Below are 22257 nucleotides of genomic sequence, written 5' to 3' on the forward strand. Positions count from 1 at the left end.
GCGTCGTATGCGTTGGGTACGGCACAAAGCCTAGCCATCCGCGCCCGCACCCGGCGCTGATCAATCAGGTGGCGTAGCACCCCTGGGCATCGGGTATCGTTTACGTCGTCGCCAAGGAGCCCGCAAGGTCTTCGAGGCGCCGTTCCAGGCGGTGTGCCCGAGTGGCCAAAGGGAGCAGACTGTAAATCTGCCGGCTCAGCCTACCCAGGTTCGAACCCTGGCGCCGCCACAGGAACAAGAGGGCCCGTGAACAGCAGAGATGCTGAGCACGGGCCCTCTTTCGTTGCCCGGCGTCGATGAGTTCCGAAGACGCCGTTGATCCCGTTCTGTGCGGCTTTCCGCCCACCGCAATTCCCGGGTCGGCCACTCCGTGTGGCGCGGGCGTCATCGGCCTGGTCGTGAGCGGAGCGACCGCCTCTGTGAAGAGCCGCCGTCGGAAGGACCGGAGAGACCGGCAAGACAGGCAAGACAGGCAAGACCGGTGAGACCGTTGAGCCCGGCAAGATCGACACCCCGCACCCGCATGATCGGAAAGAGGAGAGTCGAGTGGAATCTTCGGTACCTGAGCTCTACGAACGCATTGCGGAGCGGTTCGGGGAACTGATCCGCGTCTGCCCGCCGGACAGATGGCAGGATCCGTCCCCGTGCCCTGGATGGGCGGCTCGGGATGTCGCGGCCCACGTGGTCTCGAATCACCGGAGGGCCGTCGCCGGACTGGACGGATCAAGCCATGCGGCGCCCGGCCGGGGCGAGGACCTTGCCCAGGCATGGGATGCGGCGTCCGGGGCGGTCAAGGCATCCCTGCGCGACCCGGCGAAGGCGCGTGCCTTGTTGGGGGAGGAGTTCGGCTCCATTCCGTTCGAGGAGTTCGTGAGGCGGATGGCGTGCGCCGACACCCTGATCCACGGATGGGATCTGGCGCGGGCGACCGGCCAGGACGAGGCACTTGACGCCGAAGCAGTGGCCGTGGCCACGGAGATCCTCCTGCCGGAGGACGGGGACATCCGGATGCCCAGGGCGTTCGGCGCGAAGATCTCTTCGGCCGCCGACGCGGACGCCCAGACCAGGTTGCTGAATTTCCTGGGCCGACGGGTGTAGCGGGTCCGCCCGCCCCGCCGACGTCAGTTCCCCGCGACGTCAGTTCCCCGCGATGTCCTTCACCGCGACCGCAACCGGCTTGTTCCCGCTGATGAGTTCCAGCGTGAGGCCCGCCGTCGCCGGGGTGTCGAGCAGCTCCAGCAGCACGGCCGCCACGTCGTCGCGGGGGATGGGGCCCCGGCCCGTCGAGGCGGTGAGCAGGACCTGCCCGGTGCCCGCGTCGTTCGTGAGCATCCCGGGTCGCAGGATCGTCCAGTCGAGGCCCGGCCTGGAGCGCACGTACGCGTCCGCCTCGCCCTTGGCCCGCAGGTAGACGTCGAAGACCTCGTCGCCGGTCTGCCCGGGGTCCGCGCCCATGGACGAGATCACGATGTAGCGCCGCACACCTGCCCGCTCCGCCGCGTCCGCGAAGAGTACGGCCGCCCCGCGGTCCACCGTGTCCTTGCGGCCCGAGCCGCTGTTCGGTCCGGCGCCCGCGGCGAAGACCACCGCGTCCGCTCCCCGAAGCGCTTCCGCCACCTCCTCGACGGACGCCGATTCGAGGTCGAGGACGACAGGTTCCGCCCCCGCCTCCCTCAGGTCCTCGCTCTGCTGCGGGTTGCGGATGACGCCCGCCGCCTCGTCACCGCGCGCGGCGAGCAGACGCTCGAGCCGCAGCGCGATCTGACCATGTCCTCCTGCAATGACAATGCGCATGTTTCCGACGGTACGCCGCACCGCGCAGTCGCGCTCAAGGCCCGCCGCCGTGGCCGGAATCCACCCTTCCCTGGCGGGGGAGGTCCAGCCCCGAGGCGGCCCCCGAGTCGCGGTACTCGCGCACGGCGCTCGTCCGCGCCACGACGCGCCCGCGGTGCACCACGATCCGGCTGTACGCCAGCGAGAGCGCCCCCGCGAGCCCGTCCCCGCGCACGGCGAGCAGTTCCGCGGGGAAGCCGGCCTCGACGCGTACCCCGGGCAGCCCCAGCGCCGCCCTCGCGGTGGTCGAGACGGCGTCGTACGCCTGCTGCGGGGTGAGGCCGTGCTGCGAGGCGAGCAGGTAGGCGGCTTCCAGGGGGTCGCCCCGGCCGACCGGGTTCGAGGCGTCGCGCAGAGCCCCGCTGCCGGCGGCGACCCGTACCCCGGCCGCGCGCAGCAGCCGTACGGGCGCGGTGCCCCGTCGCAGGGAGCCCGAGCACGGGCCCTGGGGCAGGCAGACCACCGTCACGGCGGCGGCGGCGAGCCGGTCGGCCGTGCGGGCCGCGACCTCGTCCGGAAGCCGTGCGAGCCCGGCGACGGGCCCCAGGCAGACGCGGGAGCCGAGCCCGCCGGCCATGTCGGCCAGCCCGGCGAGGCGCGCGGGGTCGTCACCGTCCGTGTGCAGATCGACCGGCCGGTCGTGGGTGGCGGCCAGGTCCAGGACCGCCTCGACGTGGCCCGCGGGGTCCGGGTCGAGATCGGGGCAGGCGCCGATCACGCCCGCACCCATCTCCACGGCGTCGCGGAGCCGGGCGAGGCCGTCCTTGCCCGCGACGCCGGTGAGAACGCGGGGAACGGCCACGGTGGTCAGGTCGGTCAGGCCGCGCAGGGAGCGGCCGGCCTCCAGCACGGCTTCGAGTGCCCCCGGTCCCTGGGAGTCGCCGACGCGCACATGGGCGCGCAGAGCGGTGGCGCCGTGGCTGAGCTGGAGCAGCGCCGACTCGGTGGTCCGGCGGCGGACGTCCTCCGAGTGGCCGGATGCCGAGTGGCCGGATGCCGGGTGGTCGGGCGCCGGGTGGTGTGACGCCGAGTGGCCGGATGTCGGGTGGCCGGACGCCGGGTGGTGTGACCCCGAGTGGTCGGGCGCCGGGTGGTGGGCCGCCGGGCCGCCCGCGGTGAGCGCCGTCCCGGGGTGGGCGTGCGGCTCCGCCGGCGCGGGCAGCAGGAGGTAGCCGCGCAGGTCGAGCCGCCTCCCCTCGGTGCGGAGACTGCCTGCCGTCCCGACCGCCTCGATGCGCGGGCCGCTGATCCGTACGTCGACGGAACGCCCGTCGGCGAGCCGCGCTCCGCTTAGCAGAAGTGCGGGCGCGTCGCTGGGGCTGTCGGGCATCGCGCCGCTCCTGGGGGCAAGCAAGATCACGCAGAGGGTGCGCCGAGCCTAGGCGGGGCCGCGGGCCCCCGTGCGGAGGGCGAGTTAGTCGTACGAATGCGGTCCGCGCGGGGAGGGCGGGTGAGAGCGGGCCGCCCGGCTTCGCGGGAACCCGGCGGGCGCGGTGTACGAGCTGATCAAGGCCCTGATCAGGGGGCGGATCGCGGGGTTCGGCGGACCGGCTCCCGAGGGGTCGGTGGGGGCGGGGGAAACGGATTTGGGCGTCGGCCACAGACCGTGTAATGTCTTCCTCGCTCGCCCCAATAGCTCAGTCGGTAGAGCGTCTCCATGGTAAGGAGAAGGTCTGCGGTTCGATTCCGCATTGGGGCTCTGGTGATCGGGTCTCTCCGCTTCGGCGGGGAAGCCCGGCATCAAAGCGGTGTAGCTCAGTCGGTAGAGCAAGCGGCTCATAATCGCTGTGTCACCGGTTCAAGTCCGGTCACCGCTACTAACGGTAGCCGATTGTGGGGTCGGTCCTTCGATCGGCTACTCTTTTATGCGTTCATCCGTCCATCCGTCCGTCCAAGGAGCACTCACGTGGCTGCCACCGACGTCCGCCCGAAGATCACGCTGGCCTGCGTGGAGTGCAAGGAGCGGAACTACATCACCAAGAAGAACCGGCGTAACAACCCGGACCGTCTTGAGATGAAGAAGCACTGCCCGCGCTGCAACTCGCACACCGCGCACCGCGAAACGCGCTGAAACAGGCTCGTACACGAGGCCGTCCCCACTGGGGGCGGCCTCGTGTCGTTTTATTGGGGTAGTTCCACGCCCTATTCGACTTTTTTCATCAGGAGGTAGCGGGCTCATGGCGCTCGACCAGTCCTTCGTGGGGCGGACCTATCCGCCCACCCCGGCGTACGAGGTCGGCCGGGAGAAGATCCGGGAGTTCGCGGAAGCGGTGGGCGACACCAACCCCGCGTACGTCGACACCGAGGCCGCCAAGGCTCTGGGGCACCCGGATGTGATCGCACCGCCCACGTTCGTGTTCTCGATCACGTTCAGGGCGGCGGGTCAGGTCATCGAGGACCCGCAGCTGGGACTGGACTACAGCCGTGTCGTGCACGGCGACCAGAAGTTCGCGTACACCCGCCCCGTCCGGGCCGGTGACCGGCTGGCCGTCACCTCGACCATCGAGGCCATCAAGTCGATGGCCGGCAACGACATCGTCGACATCCGCGGCGAGGTCCACGACGAGTCCGGTGAGCACGTCGTGACGGCGTGGACGAAGCTGGTGGCCCGTGCCGCCGAGGAGGCGTGATGACGGCGAGCATCGCCTACGGAGCGGTCGAGGTCGGTACGGAGCTGCCCGCGCAGTCCTTCCCGGTGACCCGCGCGACCCTCGTGCAGTACGCCGGCGCCTCGGGTGACTTCAACCCGATCCACTGGAACGAGAAGTTCGCGACGGAGGTCGGGCTGCCCGACGTGATCGCGCACGGCATGTTCACCATGGCCGAGGCGATCCGGGTGGTCACGGACTGGGCCGGCGACCCGGGCGCGGTCGTCGAGTACGGGGTGCGGTTCACCAAGCCCGTCGTCGTGCCGAACGACGACACCGGGGCACTGGTCGAGGTCAGCGCCAAGGTCGCCGCGAAGCTGGACGACAACCTCGTGCGGGTCGACCTGACCGCCATGAGCGACGGCAAGAAGGTGCTGGGCATGTCCCGCGCCGTCGTCCGCCTGGCCTGACGTACGCACGTCCGCGGACGTGCGCGGGGCGCCCTCGTCATGAGGGCGCCCTTCGCGTGTGCGGGGCACGCCCACGCCGTGCGACGGGGGCCGGCCCGGCAGCCGCACCCCGTGGCCCCGCCCGGCGGGGCCACGGACCGTACTCTTGTCCCCGTGCACGAACTCCACGATGCCCCCCTCGCCCCCCTGACCACCTTCCGGCTCGGTGGCCCGGCCGACCGCCTCCTGACGGCCACCACCGACGCGGAGGTGGTCGCCGCCGTCCGCGAAGCCGACGCGAGCGGCACCCCGCTGCTGGTCATCGGCGGCGGATCCAACCTGGTCATCGGCGACAAGGGCTTCGACGGCATCGCGCTGCGCATCGCCACCGAGGGATTCGAGCTCAGCGGTACGACGCTCGAACTGGCCGCCGGTGAGGTGTGGACCGACGCCGTCGCCCGCACCGTCGAGGCCGGCCTGGCGGGCATCGAATGCCTCGCCGGCATCCCCGGGTCCGCGGGCGCGACCCCGATCCAGAACGTCGGTGCCTACGGGCAGGAGGTGTCCTCGGTGATCACCGAGGTCGTCGCCTACGACCGGCACACCGGCGAGACGGTCACCCTTCCCAACGAGGCGTGCGCCTTCTCGTACCGGCACAGCCGCTTCAAGGCCGAACCCGACCGCTTCGTCGTCCTCCGCGTCCGTTTCGGGCTGGAGGACGCGGGCGGGCTGTCCGCGCCCCTGAGGTATCCGGAGACCGCCCGCGCCATGGGCGTCGAGCAGGGCGACCGTGTGCCCGCCGAGGCGGCGCGCGAGACGGTCCTGCGCCTGCGGGCGGGCAAGGGCATGGTGCTCGACCCGGAGGACCACGACACCTGGTCGGCCGGGTCGTTCTTCACCAACCCGGTCCTCGACGAGGCGCAGCACGCGGCGTTCCTCGCCCGCGCGGTGGACAGGCTGGGCGCCGGCGTGACACCGCCCGCCTTCCCCGCCGGCGAGGGGCTGGTGAAGACCTCCGCCGCGTGGTTGATCGACAAGGCGGGCTTCACCAAGGGGTACGGCACGGGTCCCGCGCGCATCTCCACCAAGCACACCCTCGCCCTCACCAACCGGGGCGACGCCACCACCGAGGACCTGCTGGCCCTGGCCCGCGAGGTGGTCGAAGGGGTCCGCGAGGCCTTCGGGGTCACCCTCGTCAACGAACCGGTGACGGTCGGCGTCAGCCTGTAGCCGCCGCCCTCGCGCCCGCGGGGTGGCGGGCCGTCCGCAGGCCGACGGCAGCCACCACCGGCCCGGACGGTCCCGCGGACGGCCTCAGCCGACGAGCCACGCGTCGATCCCGCCGAGCATCTTCTCCCGCACCTCCACGGGCGCCACCGAGCCGCGTACGGACTGCCGCGCGAGCTCGGCCAGTTCCTCGTCGGTGAACGCGTGATGACGGCGTACGAGGTCGTACTGCGCCGCCAGGCGCGATCCGAACAGCAGCGGGTCGTCCGCCCCGAGCGCCATCGGCACCCCCGCGTCGAACAAAGTGCGCAGGGGTACGTCGTCGGGCTTCTCGTAGACGCCGAGTGCGACGTTCGACGCCGGGCAGACCTCGCACGTCACGCCGCGCTCCGCTAGCAGCGACATGAGCCGCGGGTCCTCGGCGGCCCGCACGCCGTGCCCGATCCGGGAGGCGTCCAGGTCGTCCAGGCAGTCCCGGACGCTGGAGGGGCCCGAGAGCTCCCCGCCGTGCGGTGCGGCGATCAGCCCGCCCTCGCGGGCGATGGCGAAGGCGCGGTCGAAGTCGCGCGCCATGCCGCGCCGCTCGTCGTTGGAGAGCCCGAAGCCGATCACGCCCTGGTCGGCGTACCGCACGGCGAGCCGGGCCAGTGTGCGGGCGTCCAGGGGGTGCTTCATGCGGTTCGCGGCGATCACCACCCGGATCCCGAGCCCCGTCTCGCGGGCCGCGCGGTCCACGGCGTCCAGGATGATCTCGATGGCCGGGATGAGCCCGCCGAGCAGGGGGGCGTACGAGGTGGGGTCGACCTGGATCTCCAGCCACCCGGAGCCGTCCGCGACGTCCTCCATCGCGGTCTCGCGCACGAGCCGCTGGATGTCCTCCGGCTCGCGCAGGCAGGACCGGGCGATGTCGTAGAGCCGCTGGAAGCGGAACCAGCCCCGCTCGTCCGTGGCCCGCAGCTTGGGCGGCTCGCCCCCGGTCAGCGCGTCGGGCAGGTGCACGCCGTACTTGTCCGCGAGTTCGAGCAGGGTCGTCGGCCGCATCGACCCGGTGAAGTGCAGGTGCAGATGGGCCTTGGGCAACAGCCGTACGTCACGCTCCATTGAAGGATCTTGCCGCACGCGAGGGGTGCGGCGGTAGCCGGATCCCCTTGTGAGTTACCGATCGAACAGAAAAGTGACCCCCGGCCGGAGCCGGGGGTCACCTTCGTGGGGAGGGGTGTTCCGCGTCAGTCGCGGGCCTCGCCCAGCAGCTTCTGGAGCCGCGAGATGCCCTCGACGAGGTCGTCATCGCCCAGGGCGTACGACAGCCGGAGGTAGCCCGGCGTGCCGAACGCCTCGCCGGGCACGACGGCGACCTCGGCCTCGTCCAGGATCAGGGCCGCGAGCTCGACGGAGTCCGCGGGGCGCTTGCCGCGGATCTCCTTGCCGAGCAGCTCCTTCACGGACGGGTAGGCGTAGAACGCGCCCTCGGGCTCGGGGCAGAGCACGCCGTCGATCTCGTTCAGCATGCGCACGATCGTCCTGCGGCGGCGGTCGAACGCGCCGCGCATCTCGGCGACCGCGTCCAGGGGGCCTGAGACCGCGGCCAGCGCGGCGGCCTGGGCGACGTTGCTGACGTTGGACGTGGCGTGCGACTGCAGGTTCGTCGCGGCCTTCACGATGTCCTTGGGGCCGATGATCCAGCCGACCCGCCAGCCGGTCATGGCGTAGGTCTTGGCGACGCCGTTGACCACGACGCACTTGTCACGCAGCTCGGGCACGATCGCGGGGAGCGAGGTGAACTTCGCGTCGCCGTAGACGAGGTGCTCGTAGATCTCGTCCGTCATCACCCACAGCCCGTGCTCGACGGCCCAGCGGCCGATCGCCTCGGTGTCGGCCTCGTCGTACACCGCGCCGGTCGGGTTGGACGGCGACACGAACAGGACGACCTTCGTGCGCTCGGTGCGAGCGGCCTCCAGCTGCTCGACCGAGACCCGGTAACCGGTGGTCTCGTCGGCCACGACCTCGACCGGCACACCGCCGGCGAGACGGATCGACTCGGGGTAGGTCGTCCAGTACGGCGCCGGGACGATGACCTCGTCACCCGGGTCCAGGAGCGCGGCGAACGCCTCGTAGATGGCCTGCTTGCCGCCGTTGGTCACCAGGATCTGGGAGGCGTCGACCTCGTAGCCGGAGTCGCGCAGCGTCTTCGCGGCGATGGCGGCCTTGAGCTCGGGCAGCCCGCCCGCGGGGGTGTAGCGGTGGTACTTCGGGTTGCGGCACGCCTCGATCGCGGCGTCGACGATGTAGCCCGGGGTCGGGAAGTCGGGCTCGCCGGCGCCGAAGCCGATCACCGGACGCCCGGCGGCCTTGAGGGCCTTGGCCTTTGCGTCGACGGCGAGGGTGGCGGACTCGGAGATCGCACCGATGCGGGCCGAGACCCGGCGCTCGGACGGAGAAGTTGCAGCGCTCATGCCCCCATGCTCGCAGACCGGAAAACCCCGGAGCACAGCGGTTTCAGGGACCGGACAGCACTCGGACAGCATGCGGACAGGACCGGTCGGTTGTTGTCTGTTCGACGCGGCGCCCCTGAGCACGTACACTCACCTGTCGTTGGCCTTCATCAGCCGCACCGTCTTCCCCACCGGCCCACCGGTGAAGATGCGGTAGGTTGGTGGAATCCACAAAGGGTCGTAGCTCAATTGGTAGAGCACTGGTCTCCAAAACCAGCGGTTGGGGGTTCAAGTCCCTCCGGCCCTGCTACACACTCCTCCGCCAGGATGTGTGCGCATCTACGTACTTCAATGCACCGCCGTGCGGCTCCACCGGGCGCGGCACGGCCATGACCCGGAATCAGGTGAGTAGCGTGACGGACGCCGTGGGCTCCATCGACATGCCTGATGCCGAGGACGAAGCCCCCGAGTCGAAGAAGAAGGCCCGGAAGGGCGGCAAGCGCGGCAAGAAGGGTCCTCTGGGCCGGCTCGCGCTTTTCTACCGCCAGATCATCGCGGAGCTGCGCAAGGTCGTATGGCCGACGCGTAACCAGCTCTCGACCTACACGGCCGTGGTGATCGCATTCGTGGTCGTGATGATCGGTCTCGTCACCGTGATTGACTTCGGATTCGCGCGGGTCATCAAGTACGTCTTCGGCTGATCCCGCGGAGGGCGCCTCATCGGCGCCCCTTTCGCATGTTCCACCCATATGTATCCAGGAAGAAGCAGCCATCGTGTCTGACCCGAACCTGAACGACGACGCCGAGCCCACGGCGAGCGCCGTCGAGTCCGCCGAGGACGAGCTCGACATCGTCGAGGCGGCGGATGCCGTGGCCCCGGACCAGGTCGAAGCTGCTGACGCCGCCGAGGACGAGCAGGCCGAGTCCGACGAGGACGACGCCGTCGCCGATGAGGACGGATCCGACTCCGACGAGGACGACGAGTCCACCGAGGACGACGAAGCGGTCGCCGCCGAGGACGAGGAAGACGCCGAGGTGGCCGAACCGGTCGACCCCGTCACCGCCCTCCGCGACGAGCTGCGCGGACTTCCCGGCGAGTGGTACGTCATCCACACGTACGCCGGCTACGAGAAGCGCGTGAAGGCCAACCTGGAGCAGCGCGCCGTCTCGCTCAACGTCGAGGACTTCATCTACCAGGCCGAAGTGCCCGAGGAAGAGATCGTCCAGATCAAGAACGGCGAGCGCAAGAACGTCCGCCAGAACAAGCTCCCGGGCTACGTCCTCGTGCGCATGGACCTGACGAACGAGTCGTGGGGCGTCGTCCGCAACACGCCCGGCGTCACCGGCTTCGTCGGCAACGCCTACGACCCGTACCCGCTGACGCTGGACGAGATCGTCAAGATGCTCGCCCCGGAGGCCGAGGAGAAGGCGGCCCGCGAGGCGGCCGAGGCCGAGGGCAAGCCGGCTCCCGCCCGCAAGGTCGAGGTCCAGGTGCTGGACTTCGAGGTGGGCGACTCGGTCACCGTCACCGACGGCCCGTTCGCGACGCTGCAGGCGACGATCAACGAGATCAACGCCGACTCGAAGAAGGTCAAGGGCCTCGTCGAGATCTTCGGCCGCGAGACCCCGGTCGAGCTCAGCTTCGACCAGATCCAGAAGAACTGACGCTTTCCGTCAGCTTCCGGACACATGCCTATCGAGCAGGTCAGACCGGCTTCGCAGCCTGTCTGACCTGCTCGTTTTTGGTCGCGCGACTGTACCCGTTATCGTTGTGCGGTATGCCTCCATCCGGATGACCGGAACGGCGGCGAAACACTCTCACTAGGACCCGGAGAGAGCAATGCCTCCCAAGAAGAAGAAGATCACGGGGCTTATCAAGCTCCAGATCAACGCCGGTGCGGCCAACCCGGCACCGCCGGTCGGCCCCGCGCTGGGCCAGCACGGCGTCAACATCATGGAGTTCTGCAAGGCCTACAACGCCGCGACCGAGTCGCAGCGTGGCATGGTCGTGCCGGTGGAGATCACGGTCTACGAAGACCGCTCCTTCACCTTCATCACGAAGACTCCGCCGGCCGCCAAGCTGATCCTCAAGGCCGCGGGTGTGGACAAGGGCTCCGGCGAGCCGCACAAGACCAAGGTCGCCAAGCTGACGGCTGCCCAGGTCCGCGAGATCGCCACGACCAAGCTCCCCGACCTGAACGCCAACGACCTCGACGCCGCGTCGAAGATCATCGCTGGCACCGCCCGTTCCATGGGCATCACGGTCGAAGGCTGAGTCAGCCCCGTAGCCCCTCAGTGGTAGGACCAAGCGCTGGTCCGCACCACGACTCCACACTCTGAAAATCATCAGGAGTAGATGTGAAGCGCAGCAAGAACCTCCGCGCTGCGGACGCGAAGATCGACCGGGAGCGCACCTACGCCCCGCTCGAGGCCGTCCGTCTCGCCAAGGACACCGCCACCACGAAGTTCGACGGCACCGTCGAGGTCGCGTTCTGCCTGGGTGTTGACCCTCGCAAGGCCGACCAGATGGTCCGTGGCACCGTGAACCTCCCGCACGGCACCGGCAAGACCGCCCGGGTCCTGGTCTTCGCGACCGGTGACCGTGCTGCGGCCGCGGAAGCCGCGGGCGCCGACATCGTCGGCGCCGACGAGCTCATCGACGAGGTGGCGAAGGGCCGTCTGGACTTCGACGCCGTCGTCGCCACGCCGGACCTCATGGGCAAGGTCGGCCGCCTGGGCCGCGTGCTCGGTCCGCGTGGTCTGATGCCGAACCCGAAGACCGGCACCGTCACCCCCGATGTCGTCAAGGCTGTCAACGACATCAAGGGCGGAAAGATCGAGTTCCGCGTCGACAAGCACTCGAACCTGCACTTCATCATCGGAAAGACCTCTTTCGATGACACGAAGCTGGTCGAGAACTACGGCGCGGCCCTGGAGGAGATCCTCCGTCTGAAGCCGTCCGCCGCGAAGGGTCGCTTCATCAAGAAGGCGACCATGAGCACGACGATGGGCCCCGGCATCCCGCTGGACGCCAACCGCGTGCGCAACCTCCTCGTCGAGGAGGACCCGGCCGCCGTCTGAAACTGACGGTGGTCGCGGACCGCGTGACCGAAAACCGTCCCCCCGGTGCTCTCAGGAGCGCCGGGGGGACGGTTTTTCGTGTGCGGGCTCTCAGTGCGGTGCGTTACCTTTCAACAATTCAACTACGTACACAGGGGTGGGGCATGAGTGTGTCGGCATGGAAGCGGGCGGGGGTCTCGCTGACGTTGGCGGCCGTGGTCGTCGGAGTCGCGGGCTGCCAGAGCGGTGAGAAGAAGCCGGTGGCGGGTGCGGCGAAGTCGGAAGCGCCGGTGACAGAGGTGCTGACGGCCGCGTACAAGAAGACCGCGGCCGCGAAGTCGGCCAAGGTGCACATGACGGTCACCTCGCCCGCCGCCGCCGGCGGCACGATGGAGATGGACGGCACGATGGGCTGGGGACCCACCGTGATGGACATGACCATGAAGGGCGAGGCGCTCCAGGCCGCTCCGGACGCACCGGAGCAGGTCCGCATGATCATGGCGGACAACGTCATGTTCATGGACATGGGTGCCTCGGCCGCCGCCGAGATGGACGGCAAGCGCTGGATGAAGATGGACCTGGGCGCCATCGCGAAGGCATCCGGGAACGCCGCCGCGCAGAAGCAGATGACCCGCGGCCTGGAGGGGATGAACCAGGACCCGGCGCAGCAGCTGGCGCTGCTCCTGGAGTCCCCGAATCTCAAGCGCGTCGGCGCCGAGAAGATCGGCGGGGTCGCGACGCAGCACTACAAGGGCTCGCTCTCGGTCGCCGAGATGCTGTCCGCCAACAAGTCGCTCGACGTCCTGTCGGCCGAGGAGCGCAAGTCGCTGCTCGCCAACGTGAAGAAGAGCGGGATCACGGGCTACGACACCGAGGTCTGGGTCGACGAGGACGGTTACCCGAGGCGTATGAACGTCGGGGTGGACAACCCGCAGGGCGAAATCACCGTGGTCGCCGACTACTCCGACTACGGCGCCGGTGTGACCGTCGAGGCGCCGCCCGCGGGCGAGACCTTCGACCTGATGGAGATGCTCAAGGGGATCGGGCAGGCCGCGGACCCCGCGACCACCTGATCCTTCGACGGTGACGACGGGCCCCGCAGCCTCTCCGGAGGGTGCGGGGCTCCTCCTCGCAGGCGGCGTGGTGCCTGCCCTCCGTGTGCCGCCCGACAGGCCCCTAAACCTCTCGCGCGGGGCGAACCAGGACGGATTTGCTCCGGATGGCCCCGGTCGCGTAGCCTCTACAAGAAGCCAAAGACCGCTGGTCGTCGCCGCGCTCTCGCAAGAGGCACGGTGACCGAAGGTTCCGCTAGATCGGACGACCTGCGCAGGTGACTGTGGAACGCTCCCGGATTCGTCCGGTCGAGCCGCGCCCTGGCACTTGTGCTGGGGCGTTTCGTCTTTCCCGGCCCCTTCTGAGCGGTCCTCATCACCCGGAAGGAGGCCGACGCTCATGGCAAGGCCCGACAAGGCTGCCGCGGTAGCCGAGCTGACGGACCAGTTCCGCAGCTCGAACGCCGCCGTGCTGACCGAGTACCGGGGTCTCACCGTGGCGCAGCTCAAGACGCTGCGTCGTTCGCTCGGTGAGAACGCCCAGTACGCCGTGGTGAAGAACACGCTGACCAAGATTGCGGCCAACGAGGCCGGGATCGACACGCTGGACGACCTGTTCGCAGGTCCGACGGCGGTTGCCTTCATCACCGGTGACCCGGTGGAGTCGGCGAAGGGTCTTCGTGACTTCGCCAAGGACAACCCCAACCTCATCATCAAGGGCGGTGTCCTTGACGGTAAGGCGCTGTCCGCCGATGAGATCAAGAAGCTCGCGGACCTCGAGTCCCGCGAGGTGCTGCTCGCCAAGCTGGCCGGCGCCATGAAGGGCAAGCAGACTCAGGCTGCGCAGCTCTTCCAGGCTCTGCCGTCGAAGTTCGTCCGCACCGCGGAAGCGCTTCGCGCCAAGAAGGCCGAGCAGGGCGGTGCCGGTACGCCGGCTCCCGCCGAGGCCGCCGAGTAATTTCGCTCAGCGGTCCAGCGGGCTCCATGTACGCCCGCCGACATATACATCCGGCACCTGCCGAATAGTGGAAGGACGCCATCATGGCGAAGCTCAGCCAGGAAGACCTGCTCGCCCAGTTCGAGGAGCTCACCCTCATCGAGCTCTCCGAGTTCGTTAAGGCGTTCGAGGAGAAGTTCGACGTCACCGCCGCCGCGGCCGTCGCCGTTGCCGGCCCCGCGGGCGCCGGCCCGGCCGCCGAGGCCGCTGAGGAGCAGGACGAGTTCGACGTCATCCTCACGGGTGCCGGCGAGAAGAAGATCCAGGTCATCAAGGTCGTGCGTGAGCTGACCTCGCTGGGTCTCAAGGAGGCCAAGGACCTCGTGGACGGCGCCCCGAAGCCCGTCCTCGAGAAGGTCGCCAAGGAGGCCGCCGAGAAGGCTGCCGAGTCCCTCAAGGGCGCCGGCGCTTCCGTCGAGGTCAAGTGACTTCGAGAGTCCTCTGACTCTCCCGAGGCCGCTCGCTCCGTAAGGCGCTGAGTGTCCTCACCGAAGGGCGATCACCCATCCGGGTGGTCGCCCTTCGGCATGCCCCCGGGGGCTGCCTTGATCTTCCGTCCGCGGCGAGTAGGGTGATCTTCGCCGTGCGTTTCTCCGGGGCGCGCCACCGGGCGTCAACAGGCGTCCTCCGGGCGCAGGTGAAGATCGGCGGACGTCCGCCGGGGCCCCGGGGCCTTGACGAACCGCACGCGGCGCGCAATTCTCAGGACGCGTCGTCATCTCGATCCGCATCCGAGGCATGGATCGAGAGCGAAGAGGGCAGTAAAGAAGAGCGCACACCGCGCGAGGGCTATTCATGGGTGTTGAGAACAGCTGTTGAGAGCAACGTGGGTCTCTGAGAACCCCGACTGGACATCAGTGTGCCGCTTGGCTACACTGACCCTTTGCGCTGCCTGTTAGCTGCCTCCTGCCCGTCACCAGGGGCATGCCCACGCTCAGCACCGATGACCGGACATTCCCTGACCTTGGGATTCCTGTCTCTGTGTGCGGCTTGGGGGCCGGTACGCGCGTAGTGAGTCCGAGCCCTCGGAAGGACCCCCTCTTGGCCGCCTCGCGCAACGCCTCGACCTCGAATACGAACAACGGTGCCAGCACCGCCCCGCTGCGCATCTCTTTTGCAAAGATCAAGGAGCCCCTCGAGGTTCCGAACCTCCTCGCGCTGCAGACCGAGAGCTTTGACTGGCTCCTCGGCAACGCCGCCTGGAAGGCTCGCGTCGAGGCAGCTCTGGACAGTGGACAGGACGTCCCCACCAAGTCCGGCCTGGAGGAGATCTTCGAGGAGATCTCACCGATCGAGGACTTCTCCGGGTCGATGTCGCTGACGTTCCGCGACCACCGCTTCGAGCCCCCGAAGAACTCGATCGACGAGTGCAAGGAGCGCGACTTCACGTTCGCCGCCCCGCTCTTCGTCACGGCCGAGTTCACCAACAACGAGACCGGCGAGATCAAGTCCCAGACGGTCTTCATGGGCGACTTCCCGCTCATGACCAACAAGGGCACCTTCGTCATCAACGGCACCGAGCGTGTCGTCGTGTCGCAGCTCGTCCGCTCGCCGGGTGTCTACTTCGACTCCTCCATCGACAAGACGTCCGACAAGGACATCTTCTCCGCCAAGATCATCCCGTCCCGGGGTGCCTGGCTGGAGATGGAGATCGACAAGCGCGACATGGTCGGTGTCCGCATCGACCGCAAGCGCAAGCAGTCCGTCACCGTCCTCCTGAAGGCTCTCGGCTGGACCACCGAGCAGATCCTCGAGGAGTTCGGCGAGTACGAGTCGATGCGCGCCACCCTGGAGAAGGACCACACCCAGGGCCAGGACGACGCGCTGCTCGACATCTACCGCAAGCTGCGTCCGGGCGAGCCGCCCACCCGCGAGGCTGCTCAGACGCTGCTCGAGAACCTCTACTTCAACCCGAAGCGCTACGACCTCGCGAAGGTCGGCCGCTACAAGGTGAACAAGAAGCTCGGCGCCGACGAGCCGCTCGACGCCGGTGTGCTCACCAGCGACGACATCATCGCCACCATCAAGTACCTGGTGAAGCTCCACGCCGGTGAGCTCGAGACCGTCGGTGAGTCCGGCCGGACGATCGTCGTCGAGACCGACGACATCGACCACTTCGGCAACCGTCGTCTGCGCAACGTCGGCGAGCTGATCCAGAACCAGGTCCGCACGGGTCTCGCCCGTATGGAGCGCGTCGTGCGTGAGCGCATGACGACCCAGGACGTCGAGGCGATCACGCCGCAGACCCTGATCAACATCCGGCCGGTCGTCGCCTCCATCAAGGAGTTCTTCGGCACCAGCCAGCTGTCGCAGTTCATGGACCAGAACAACCCGCTGTCGGGTCTCACCCACAAGCGCCGTCTGTCGGCGCTCGGCCCGGGTGGTCTGTCCCGTGAGCGGGCCGGCTTCGAGGTCCGAGACGTGCACCCGTCCCACTACGGACGCATGTGCCCGATCGAGACCCCTGAAGGCCCGAACATCGGTCTGATCGGTTCGCTCGCCTCGTACGGCCGCGTCAACGCGTTCGGCTTCATCGAGACGCCGTACCGCAAGGTCGTCGACGGCCAGGTCACCGACGAGGTCGACTACATCACCGCCGACGAGGAAGACCGCTTCGTGATCGCCCAGGCGAACGCGACGCTCTCCGAGGACATGCGGTTCACCGAGCCGCGCGTCCTGGTCCGCCGTCGTGGCGGAGAGGTCGACTACATCCCCGGTGACGACGTCGACTACATGGACGTCTCGCCGCGCCAGATGGTGTCCGTCGCCACCGCGATGATCCCGTTCCTGGAGCACGACGACGCCAACCGTGCCCTCATGGGCGCGAACATGATGCGTCAGGCGGTGCCGCTCATCAAGTCCGAGGCGCCGCTCGTCGGCACGGGCATGGAGTACCGCTGCGCCACCGACGCCGGTGACGTGCTCAAGGCCGAGAAGGACGGTGTGGTCCAGGAGGTCTCCGCGGACTACATCACCGTCACCAACGACGACGGCACGTACACCACGTACCGCATCGCCAAGTTCTCGCGCTCCAACCAGGGCACCTCGGTCAACCAGAAGGTCGTCGTCTCCGAGGGCGACCGCGTCATCGAGGGCCAGGTCCTCGCCGACGGGCCGGCCACCGAGAACGGTGAGATGGCGCTGGGCAAGAACCTGCTCGTGGCGTTCATGCCGTGGGAGGGTCACAACTACGAGGACGCGATCATCCTGTCGCAGCGCCTCGTGCAGGACGACGTCCTCTCCTCGATCCACATCGAGGAGCACGAGGTCGACGCCCGTGACACCAAGCTCGGCCCGGAGGAGATCACCCGGGACATCCCGAACGTCTCCGAGGAGGTCCTCGCCGACCTCGACGAGCGCGGCATCATCCGTATCGGTGCCGAGGTCGTCGCCGGCGACATCCTCGTCGGCAAGGTCACGCCCAAGGGTGAGACCGAGCTGACCCCGGAGGAGCGTCTGCTCCGCGCGATCTTCGGTGAGAAGGCGCGCGAGGTCCGTGACACCTCGCTCAAGGTCCCGCACGGCGAGATCGGCAAGGTCATCGGCGTCCGCGTCTTCGACCGCGAAGAGGGCGACGAGCTGCCGCCGGGCGTGAACCAGCTGGTCCGCGTCTACGTCGCGCAGAAGCGCAAGATCACCGATGGTGACAAGCTCGCCGGCCGTCACGGCAACAAGGGCGTCATCTCGAAGATCCTCCCGATCGAGGACATGCCGTTCCTTGAGGACGGCACCCCGGTCGACATCATCCTCAACCCGCTGGGTGTCCCGTCCCGAATGAACCCGGGACAGGTCCTGGAGATCCACCTCGGCTGGCTCGCCAGCCGCGGATGGGACGTCTCCGGCCTCGGTGACGAGTGGGCCCAGCGCCTGCAGGCCATCGGTGCCGACCAGGTCGCCCCCGGCACCAACGTCGCGACCCCGGTCTTCGACGGTGCCCGTGAGGACGAGATCACCGGCCTCTTCAAGGCCACGATCCCGAACCGCGACGGCGACCGGCTGGTCCAGCCCTCGGGCAAGGCCCAGCTGTTCGACGGCCGCTCCGGCGAGCCGTTCCCGGACCCGGTCTCGGTCGGGTACATGTACATCCTCAAGCTGCACCACCTGGTCGACGACAAGCTCCACGCGCGTTCGACCGGCCCGTACTCCATGATCACGCAGCAGCCGCTGGGTGGTAAGGCGCAGTTCGGTGGGCAGCGATTCGGTGAGATGGAGGTGTGGGCTCTTGAGGCTTACGGCGCCGCATACGCCCTCCAGGAACTGCTGACGATCAAGTCCGACGACGTCACCGGCCGCGTGAAGGTCTACGAGGCGATCGTCAAGGGCGAGAACATCCCCGAGCCGGGCATTCCCGAGTCCTTCAAGGTGCTCATCAAGGAAATGCAGTCGCTCTGCCTCAACGTGGAGGTGCTGTCCTCGGACGGCATGTCCATCGAGATGCGCGACACGGACGAGGACGTCTTCCGCGCGGCGGAGGAGCTCGGTATCGACCTGTCCCGGCGAGAGCCGAGCAGCGTCGAAGAGGTCTGACGGGTTGGCCGGCCGGATCCCAGTGATCCGGCCGGCTCTCCCCGGACCCGTTCAGACCATTGCTGAAGTGCCCCGTTTTCTCGCATGACGCGAGGGGGCTCGAACCCCCGAAAGAGGGATTGACGACAAGTGCTCGACGTCAACTTCTTCGACGAGCTGCGGATCGGCCTTGCCACCGCGGACGACATCCGGACCTGGTCCCACGGCGAAGTGAAGAAGCCGGAGACCATCAACTACCGCACGCTCAAGCCCGAAAAGGACGGACTCTTCTGCGAGAAGATCTTCGGTCCGACCCGGGACTGGGAGTGCTACTGCGGCAAGTACAAGCGTGTCCGCTTCAAGGGCATCATCTGTGAGCGCTGTGGCGTCGAGGTCACGCGCGCCAAGGTGCGCCGTGAGCGCATGGGTCACATCGAGCTTGCCGCTCCCGTCACCCACATCTGGTACTTCAAGGGTGTCCCGTCGCGTCTGGGCTACCTGCTGGACCTCGCGCCGAAGGACCTCGAGAAGGTCATCTACTTCGCCGCGTACATGATCACGTTCGTCGACGAGGAGCGCCGCACGCGCGACCTCCCGTCGCTGGAGGCCCACGTCTCCGTCGAGCGTCAGCAGGTCGAGAACCGTCGCGACTCGGACCTCGAGAACCGTGCCAAGAAGCTCGAGACCGACCTGGCCGAGCTCGAGGCCGAGGGTGCCAAGGCCGACGTGCGCCGCAAGGTGCGCGAAGGCGCCGAGCGTGAGATGAAGCAGCTGCGCGACCGTGCGCAGCGCGAGATCGACCGTCTCGACGAGGTGTGGAGCCGCTTCAAGAACCTCAAGGTCCAGGACCTCGAGGGCGACGAGCTGCTCTACCGCGAGCTGCGCGACCGCTTCGGCACGTACTTCGACGGCTGCATGGGCGCCGCGGCGCTGCAGAAGCGCCTGGAGTCCTTCGACCTCGACGAGGAGGCCGAGCGCCTCCGCGAGATCATCCGCACCGGCAAGGGCCAGAAGAAGACCCGTGCGCTCAAGCGCCTCAAGGTCGTCTCCGCGTTCCTGCAGACCAGCAACAAGCCCAAGGGCATGGTGCTCGACTGCGTGCCGGTCATCCCGCCGGACCTGCGTCCGATGGTGCAGCTGGACGGTGGCCGCTTCGCGACCTCCGACCTGAACGACCTGTACCGCCGCGTGATCAACCGCAACAACCGCCTGAAGCGGCTTCTCGACCTCGGCGCGCCCGAGATCATCGTGAACAACGAGAAGCGCATGCTCCAGGAGGCCGTGGACGCCCTCTTCGACAACGGTCGTCGTGGTCGCCCGGTCACCGGTCCCGGCAACCGTCCCCTGAAGTCCCTCAGCGACATGCTGAAGGGCAAGCAGGGCCGTTTCCGTCAGAACCTCCTCGGCAAGCGCGTGGACTACTCCGCGCGTTCCGTGATCGTCGTCGGTCCGCAGCTCAAGCTGCACCAGTGCGGTCTGCCGAAGGCGATGGCGCTGGAGCTCTTCAAGCCGTTCGTGATGAAGCGCCTGGTGGACCTGAACCACGCGCAGAACATCAAGTCGGCGAAGCGCATGGTCGAGCGTGGCCGCACCGTGGTGTACGACGTCCTCGAAGAGGTCATCGCCGAGCACCCGGTGCTGCTGAACCGTGCGCCCACCCTGCACCGCCTCGGCATCCAGGCCTTCGAGCCGCAGCTGGTCGAGGGCAAGGCCATCCAGATCCACCCGCTCGTCTGCACCGCGTTCAACGCGGACTTCGACGGTGACCAGATGGCCGTGCACCTGCCGCTCTCCGCGGAGGCGCAGGCCGAGGCCCGCATCCTGATGCTGTCCTCGAACAACATCCTGAAGCCGGCCGACGGTCGTCCCGTCACCATGCCGACCCAGGACATGGTGCTGGGTCTCTTCTTCCTCACCACGGACGAAGAGGGCCGCAACGTCAAGGGCACGGACCGTGCGTTCGGCTCCACGGCCGAGGCCACCATGGCCTTCGACGCCCGCGAGCTGTCGCTGCAGGCGAAGGTCGACATCCGCTTCCCGGTGGGCACCATCCCGCCGCGTGGCTGGGTGCCGCCGGTCGCCGAGGAGGGCGAGCCCGAGTACCAGCCGGGCGACACCTTCCGGCTGCGTACGAGCCTGGGCCGCGCGCTCTTCAACGAGCTGCTGCCCGAGGACTACCCGTTCGTCGACTACTCGGTGGGCAAGAAGCAGCTCTCCGAGATCGTCAACGACCTGGCCGAGCGCTACCCCAAGGTCATCGTGGCGGCGACGCTCGACAACCTGAAGGCCGCGGGCTTCCACTGGGCGACCCGTTCCGGGGTCACCGTCTCCGTTGCGGACATCGTCGTGCCCGAGGCCAAGAAGGCCATCGTCAAGGGCTACGAGGAGCAGGACGAGAAGGTCCAGAAGCAGTACGAGCGCGGTCTGATCACCAAGGACGAGCGCACGCAGGAGCTCATCGCGATCTGGACCAAGGCGACCAACGAGGTCGCCGAGGCGATGAACGCGAACTTCCCGAAGACGAACCCCATCTTCATGATGGTCGACTCGGGTGCCCGAGGAAACATGATGCAGATGCGTCAGATCGCGGGTATGCGTGGTCTGGTGTCGAACGCCAAGAACGAGACGATTCCCCGTCCCATCAAGGCGTCCTTCCGTGAGGGCCTCACCGTCCTGGAGTACTTCATCTCCACGCACGGTGCCCGTAAGGGTCTGGCGGACACCGCCCTGCGTACCGCCGACTCGGGTTACCTGACCCGTCGTCTGGTGGACGTCTCGCAGGACGTCATCATCCGCGAGGAGGACTGCGGCACCGACCGCGGCCTCAAGCTGAAGATCGCCGTCAAGGGCGCCGACGGTGTCCTGCGCAAGACGGACGACGTCGAGACCTCGGTCTACGCCCGCATGCTCGCCGAGGACGTCGTCATCGACGGCAAGGTCATCGCGCCTGCCAACGTCGACCTGGGTGACGTCCTGATCGACGCCCTCGTGGGCGCCGGCGTCGAGGAGGTCAAGACCCGCTCGGTCCTGACCTGTGAGTCCGCGGTCGGCACCTGTGCCTTCTGCTACGGACGCTCGCTCGCCACCGGCAAGCTGGTCGACATCGGTGAGGCGGTCGGCATCATCGCCGCCCAGTCCATCGGTGAGCCCGGTACCCAGCTGACGATGCGTACCTTCCACACCGGTGGTGTGGCGGGTGACGACATCACGCAGGGTCTGCCCCGTGTCGTCGAGCTCTTCGAGGCGCGTACCCCCAAGGGTGTCGCCCCGATCTCGGAGGCCAAGGGCCGGGTCCGCATCGAGGAGACCGAGAAGACCAAGAAGATCGTCGTCACGCCGGACGACGGCAGCGAGGAGACGCCGTTCCCGATCTCCAAGCGTGCCCGTCTGCTGGTCGGCGAGGGCGACGCGGTCGAGGTGGGCCAGAAGCTCACCGTCGGTGCCACCAACCCGCACGACGTGCTGCGGATCCTCGGTCAGCGCGCGGTCCAGGTCCACCTGGTCGGCGAAGTCCAGAAGGTCTACAACTCGCAGGGCGTGTCGATCCACGACAAGCACATCGAGATCATCATCCGGCAGATGCTGCGCCGTGTGACGATCATCGAGTCCGGCGACGCGGAGCTGCTGCCGGGCGAGCTGGTCGAGCGGTCGAAGTTCGAGGTCGAGAACCGTCGTGTGGTCACCGAGGGCGGTCACCCCGCCTCCGGCCGCCCGCAGCTGATGGGTATCACCAAGGCCTCGCTCGCCACCGAGTCGTGGCTGTCGGCGGCGTCCTTCCAGGAGACGACCAGGGTCCTGACCGACGCGGCGATCAACGCCAAGTCGGACTCCCTGATCGGTCTCAAGGAGAACGTCATCATCGGTAAGCTCATCCCGGCCGGTACGGGTCTCTCCCGCTACCGCAACATCCGGGTCGAGCCGACCGAGGAGGCCAAGGCCGCGATGTACTCGGCCGTCGGCTACGACGACATCGACTACTCGCCGTTCGGCACGGGCTCCGGCCAGGCCGTTCCGCTGGAGGACTACGACTACGGTCCGTACAACCAGTAAGCGAGTCGCTTGATACGACCGAAGGGCGGTCACCCCGTTGCGTACGGGGTGACCGCCCTTCGG

18 protein-coding genes and 4 tRNA genes are annotated in these 22257 nt (G+C 68.3%); 18 read left to right on the forward strand and 4 right to left on the reverse strand.

Annotation, left to right across the window (positions count from 1 at the left end; translation table 11 throughout):
* The first annotated feature begins 147 nt into the window (after positions 1 to 147).
* Positions 148 to 229 (forward strand) — tRNA-Tyr (locus tag OHT61_RS19145).
* Between the two features lie 317 nt (positions 230 to 546).
* The gene (locus OHT61_RS19150; RefSeq protein WP_329040020.1) at positions 547 to 1098 is read left to right on the forward strand and encodes a TIGR03086 family metal-binding protein; all 552 of its coding nucleotides are present in this window, start codon (positions 547 to 549) and stop codon (positions 1096 to 1098) included.
* A gap of 39 nt (positions 1099 to 1137) precedes the next feature.
* Here OHT61_RS19150 and OHT61_RS19155 read toward each other — a convergent pair whose 3' ends face one another.
* Both OHT61_RS19155 and OHT61_RS19160 read right to left on the reverse strand, forming a co-directional pair.
* A complete protein-coding gene (locus OHT61_RS19155; RefSeq protein ID WP_329040021.1) occupies positions 1138 to 1794 on the reverse strand; it encodes an SDR family oxidoreductase in 657 nt (218 codons plus the stop codon).
* 34 nt (positions 1795 to 1828) lie between these two features.
* Entirely contained in the window at positions 1829 to 3163 is a 1335-nt protein-coding gene (locus OHT61_RS19160) for a hydrolase (protein WP_329040022.1), read from the reverse strand.
* A 296-nt stretch (positions 3164 to 3459) separates the two neighbouring features.
* Here OHT61_RS19160 and OHT61_RS19165 point away from each other — a divergent pair.
* The 6 genes from OHT61_RS19165 to OHT61_RS19190 all read left to right on the forward strand — a co-directional run bounded on the left by OHT61_RS19165 (position 3460) and on the right by OHT61_RS19190 (position 6100).
* A tRNA-Thr gene (locus OHT61_RS19165) sits at positions 3460 to 3532 on the forward strand.
* 45 nt (positions 3533 to 3577) lie between these two features.
* Positions 3578 to 3650: transfer RNA gene (locus tag OHT61_RS19170), tRNA-Met, on the forward strand.
* 89 nt (positions 3651 to 3739) lie between these two features.
* Positions 3740 to 3904, forward strand: coding sequence for a 50S ribosomal protein L33 (gene rpmG, locus OHT61_RS19175; RefSeq protein ID WP_003956487.1), 165 nt, complete (start codon positions 3740 to 3742; stop codon positions 3902 to 3904).
* Between the two features lie 106 nt (positions 3905 to 4010).
* The gene (locus tag OHT61_RS19180; RefSeq protein ID WP_327115720.1) at positions 4011 to 4463 is read left to right on the forward strand and encodes a MaoC family dehydratase N-terminal domain-containing protein; all 453 of its coding nucleotides are present in this window, start codon (positions 4011 to 4013) and stop codon (positions 4461 to 4463) included.
* Positions 4463 to 4891, forward strand: coding sequence for a MaoC family dehydratase (locus OHT61_RS19185; RefSeq protein WP_329040023.1), 429 nt, complete (start codon positions 4463 to 4465; stop codon positions 4889 to 4891). The genes OHT61_RS19180 and OHT61_RS19185 overlap by 1 nt, the downstream gene beginning before the upstream one ends.
* 153 nt (positions 4892 to 5044) lie before the next feature.
* Positions 5045 to 6100 carry a UDP-N-acetylmuramate dehydrogenase gene (locus OHT61_RS19190; protein ID WP_329040024.1) on the forward strand — a complete coding sequence of 352 codons (1056 nt, stop codon included), beginning with the start codon at positions 5045 to 5047 and terminating at the stop codon, positions 6098 to 6100.
* Positions 6101 to 6184: 84 nt separating this feature from the next.
* On the opposite strand, the gene OHT61_RS19195 is transcribed toward OHT61_RS19190, so the two are convergent.
* Both OHT61_RS19195 and OHT61_RS19200 read right to left on the reverse strand, forming a co-directional pair.
* On the reverse strand, positions 6185 to 7198 hold the full coding sequence (locus OHT61_RS19195) for an adenosine deaminase (protein WP_329040025.1): 1014 nt from the start codon (positions 7196 to 7198) through the stop codon (positions 6185 to 6187).
* A 125-nt stretch (positions 7199 to 7323) separates the two neighbouring features.
* Positions 7324 to 8550, reverse strand: coding sequence for a pyridoxal phosphate-dependent aminotransferase (locus OHT61_RS19200; RefSeq protein WP_329040026.1), 1227 nt, complete (start codon positions 8548 to 8550; stop codon positions 7324 to 7326).
* A 213-nt stretch (positions 8551 to 8763) separates the two neighbouring features.
* On the opposite strand from OHT61_RS19200, the gene OHT61_RS19205 reads away from it, so the two are divergent.
* The 10 genes from OHT61_RS19205 (at position 8764) to OHT61_RS19250 (ending at position 22194) form a co-directional block, all read left to right on the forward strand.
* Positions 8764 to 8836 (forward strand) — tRNA-Trp (locus OHT61_RS19205).
* Between the two features lie 106 nt (positions 8837 to 8942).
* Positions 8943 to 9230: a preprotein translocase subunit SecE gene (secE, locus tag OHT61_RS19210; protein WP_327115712.1), complete on the forward strand. Its 288-nt coding sequence runs from the start codon at positions 8943 to 8945 to the stop codon at positions 9228 to 9230.
* A gap of 73 nt (positions 9231 to 9303) precedes the next feature.
* Positions 9304 to 10194, forward strand: coding sequence for a transcription termination/antitermination protein NusG (gene nusG, locus OHT61_RS19215; protein ID WP_329040027.1), 891 nt, complete (start codon positions 9304 to 9306; stop codon positions 10192 to 10194).
* Between the two features lie 175 nt (positions 10195 to 10369).
* On the forward strand, positions 10370 to 10804 hold the full coding sequence (gene rplK, locus OHT61_RS19220; protein WP_007445924.1) for a 50S ribosomal protein L11: 435 nt from the start codon (positions 10370 to 10372) through the stop codon (positions 10802 to 10804).
* 83 nt (positions 10805 to 10887) lie between these two features.
* Positions 10888 to 11610 (forward strand): 50S ribosomal protein L1, encoded by a 723-nt coding sequence (gene rplA / locus OHT61_RS19225; protein ID WP_325747076.1) that lies wholly within the window; start codon positions 10888 to 10890, stop codon positions 11608 to 11610.
* A gap of 143 nt (positions 11611 to 11753) precedes the next feature.
* The gene (locus OHT61_RS19230) at positions 11754 to 12662 is read left to right on the forward strand and encodes a hypothetical protein (RefSeq protein WP_329040028.1); all 909 of its coding nucleotides are present in this window, start codon (positions 11754 to 11756) and stop codon (positions 12660 to 12662) included.
* Between the two features lie 379 nt (positions 12663 to 13041).
* A complete protein-coding gene (rplJ, locus tag OHT61_RS19235) occupies positions 13042 to 13599 on the forward strand; it encodes a 50S ribosomal protein L10 (RefSeq protein ID WP_327115703.1) in 558 nt (185 codons plus the stop codon).
* An 83-nt stretch (positions 13600 to 13682) separates the two neighbouring features.
* Entirely contained in the window at positions 13683 to 14066 is a 384-nt protein-coding gene (gene rplL, locus OHT61_RS19240) for a 50S ribosomal protein L7/L12 (protein WP_329040029.1), read from the forward strand.
* 613 nt (positions 14067 to 14679) lie between these two features.
* Positions 14680 to 18165, forward strand: a complete 3486-nt coding sequence (rpoB, locus tag OHT61_RS19245; protein WP_329040030.1) for a DNA-directed RNA polymerase subunit beta — start codon at positions 14680 to 14682, stop codon at positions 18163 to 18165.
* Between the two features lie 129 nt (positions 18166 to 18294).
* Entirely contained in the window at positions 18295 to 22194 is a 3900-nt protein-coding gene (locus tag OHT61_RS19250) for a DNA-directed RNA polymerase subunit beta' (RefSeq protein WP_327115697.1), read from the forward strand.
* Positions 22195 to 22257 lie beyond the last annotated feature (63 nt).

The sequence above is a fragment of the Streptomyces sp. NBC_00178 genome, assembly GCF_036206005.1.
GTDB lineage: Bacteria > Actinomycetota > Actinomycetes > Streptomycetales > Streptomycetaceae > Streptomyces.

Excerpts from the sequence above, each read along its gene's own strand:
- OHT61_RS19155 (WP_329040021.1), bottom strand. The coding sequence starts at position 1,794 with ATGCGCATTGTCATTGCAGGAGGACATGGTCAGATCGCGCTGCGGCTC.
- OHT61_RS19160 (WP_329040022.1), bottom strand. The coding sequence starts at position 3,163 with ATGCCCGACAGCCCCAGCGACGCGCCCGCACTTCTGCTAAGCGGAGCG.
- OHT61_RS19180 (WP_327115720.1), top strand. The coding sequence starts at position 4,011 with ATGGCGCTCGACCAGTCCTTCGTGGGGCGGACCTATCCGCCCACCCCG.
- OHT61_RS19185 (WP_329040023.1), top strand. The coding sequence starts at position 4,463 with ATGACGGCGAGCATCGCCTACGGAGCGGTCGAGGTCGGTACGGAGCTG.
- OHT61_RS19195 (WP_329040025.1), bottom strand. The coding sequence starts at position 7,198 with ATGGAGCGTGACGTACGGCTGTTGCCCAAGGCCCATCTGCACCTGCAC.
- OHT61_RS19200 (WP_329040026.1), bottom strand. The coding sequence starts at position 8,550 with ATGAGCGCTGCAACTTCTCCGTCCGAGCGCCGGGTCTCGGCCCGCATC.
- rplK (WP_007445924.1), top strand. The coding sequence starts at position 10,370 with ATGCCTCCCAAGAAGAAGAAGATCACGGGGCTTATCAAGCTCCAGATC.
- OHT61_RS19230 (WP_329040028.1), top strand. The coding sequence starts at position 11,754 with ATGAGTGTGTCGGCATGGAAGCGGGCGGGGGTCTCGCTGACGTTGGCG.
- rplJ (WP_327115703.1), top strand. The coding sequence starts at position 13,042 with ATGGCAAGGCCCGACAAGGCTGCCGCGGTAGCCGAGCTGACGGACCAG.
- rplL (WP_329040029.1), top strand. The coding sequence starts at position 13,683 with ATGGCGAAGCTCAGCCAGGAAGACCTGCTCGCCCAGTTCGAGGAGCTC.